We start from the raw sequence: 2,430 nt of genomic DNA on the forward strand, positions 1-2,430 counted from the left end.
GGCGCCCGTCCGGGCCGACCACCCGCCGTCTGCGCGCGCGACGGGCCGAGGCGCGGGCCGGCTGGCTGCTGGCCACCCCCAGTGCCCTGCTCATCCTGCTGTTCTTCGTCGTCCCGTTCTGTCTGACCATCCTCATGTCGGCGTTCGACTGGCCGACATTCGGATCGCCGAGGCCTGTCGGCGGGGCCAACTACGCGCATGTGCTCAGCGATCCGAAGTTCGGCCACGCGCTGCTGTTCACCGTCGGATACACGATCGTGTCCTCGGTACTCGGGGTCGCGGCATCCCTCGGCATGGCGCTCCTCGTTCGGCCCCGTTTCGGTGGGCGCACCGCGGTGCGCGCCCTGCTGTTCGCCCCGGTGACGATCGGGTTCGCCCCTGCAGGCCTGCTGTGGCTGTCGATGAGCAATGTGCGCACGGGAGTGCTGCCGGCGATGGCGGTGGCTCTGGGGATCATCCCACCGGGCACCGACTGGTTCGCGGGCACCGGCACGACCCTGGCACTCGTGGTTGTCATGACCGTGTGGAAGACCGCCGGGCTCGCGATGCTCGTTCTGCTCATCGGCATGGACTCCATCCCGCAAGAGGTGTACGAGGCGGCCAAGCTCGACGGCGCGCGGTCGTGGGCCACCCTCACCCGGATCACGCTGCCGCTGATCGCGAAGCCGCTCTCGCTCGTGATCCTTCTCACGGTCACGACCACCTTCCTCGCGTTCGACCAGTTCTTCGCGATGACCAAGGGCGGCCCCGACAACTCGACGGTCACCGTCGTCTACTACCTCTACAACGCAGCATTCGTGAACCTCGACCGCGGGTACGCGGCGGCCGTCGCCGTCGTGGTGGTCGCGATCATGGCGGTCATCTCGATCGCCCAGGTGCGGCTGCAGCGCGGAAAGGCCCGAGCATGACCTCCACGACCGGCCAGGCGATGCTGCCGTCGTCGCCCGTTCAGCGCCGTCAAGTGCTGCGCTCGCTCGACCACAGCCGCAACCCGTTCCGTATCGGCGGGGCGATCGTGCTCGCGCTCATCTTCGCCTTCCCGATCGTCTGGACCACGATCGGTGCCTTCAAACCCGCCGCCGAGGCGAACGCGTCGCCGCCGGTGTGGTGGCCGTCGCACTTCTCGCTCGAGAACTTCGCGAAGCTCGACAGCTCCGGCTCATCACTGCTCAGCTACGTGCTCAATTCGACGGCCGTCACGCTCATGACGGTCGCGATCACGACTGTCGTCGCCGTGCTCGCAGGGTACGCGTTCGCGCGGTTCCGCTTCCCCGGCAAGAACGTGCTGTTCGGAGTGAGCATCGGGATGCTGCTGGTGCCGTACCCGGCGCTGCTGGTGTCGCTGTTCACCGTCATGGTCTGGTTCCACCTCACCAATTCGCTGTTCGGCCTCGCGCTCATCTACTCGACGTTCCAGCTGCCGTTCGCGATCTACATGATGCGCAACTCGTTCGAGAGCCTGCCGGTCGAACTCACCGAGGCGGCCGAGCTCGACGGCTGCACCAAGGTGACGGCGCTGCCGCGCGTGCTTCTGCGGCTCGTCTCGCCGGGCGTCGTGACGGTGGCGCTGTTCGCGTTCCTCGCGGCATGGAACGAGTTCATGGCGGCCCTGGTGCTGCTCAACGACAACTCCAGCTTCACGCTGCCGATCGCCCTGATGAACGCGCAGAACGGGCCGCTGAACACCATCGACTGGGGTGGGCTGCAAGCCGGCATCACCGTGACGATGCTGCCGTGCATCGTCATCTTCATCCTTCTGCAGCGCTACTACGTGTCCGGTCTCGTGGCCGGCACGGGAAAGTGACGACATGACGACGACCCCGCCCTGCCCTGCGCCGGCGACCGCCCGGGTGGCGACCCCGCTGCGCGAGGACCGGCTCGTGATCTCTCCCTCGTACGAACCGGGTGCTTTCGACAGCCATGCCGTCGACTGCCCGTTCGTCTTCTCAGTCGATGACAGGGAGGGGATGACGTACGTCGGCTGGGACGGAACCGGTTACCAGACCGCGCTGAGCTGGCGCGACGGCGACGAGTGGACGCGCGGCGCCGTCATCTTGCCCCGCGATCCGCACAGCCCGCTGCGCCGCTACAACGCCGCGCTCACCTCGATCGTGCGCGACAACGATCTCGGCTCCGCCGGCGTCCTGCGCACTTTCGACGGCTGGTACTACGGCACTTTCCATGCCTACCCGGCGCCGGGTTACGAGACGGGGCCGGGCCGGATCGGCTTCGTCCGCAGCCGCGACCTCATCACGTGGGAGGAGTTCGGTGGCGTCCTGGAACCCACGGACGGCGGCGCGTGGGAGCGGGGCGGCCTCTACAAGTCGTGGCTCATGGAGCACGACGGCCTCTTCTACTTGTTCTACAACGCGAAGGATCGTGACGAGTTCGGCTCCACCGCGGTGCCACCCGTGTGGATCGAGCAGACCG

Annotated in this window: 3 protein-coding genes; all 3 read left to right on the forward strand. The window is 67.4% G+C overall.

Going from position 1 to position 2,430, the window contains the following annotated elements:
• Positions 1-908, forward strand: a 908-nt coding sequence (locus tag VJR25_RS14640) for a sugar ABC transporter permease (protein ID WP_324116295.1), incomplete at its 5' end; no start/stop codon positions are given.
• Positions 905-1,804, forward strand: a complete 900-nt coding sequence (locus tag VJR25_RS14645; protein WP_324116297.1) for a carbohydrate ABC transporter permease — start codon at positions 905-907, stop codon at positions 1,802-1,804. The genes VJR25_RS14640 and VJR25_RS14645, both read left to right, overlap by 4 nt.
• Positions 1,805-1,850: 46 nt before the next feature.
• A partial coding sequence (locus VJR25_RS14650; RefSeq protein ID WP_324116299.1) for a hypothetical protein occupies positions 1,851-2,430 on the forward strand: 580 nt, incomplete at its 3' end.

This window comes from Microbacterium sp., from assembly GCF_035277845.1.
Classification (GTDB): Bacteria; Actinomycetota; Actinomycetes; order Actinomycetales; family Microbacteriaceae; genus Microbacterium.

What these genes read in the sequence shown, in the direction of transcription:
- VJR25_RS14645 (WP_324116297.1), top strand. Translation starts at nt 905, where the DNA reads ATGACCTCCACGACCGGCCAGGCGATGCTGCCGTCGTCGCCCGTTCAG.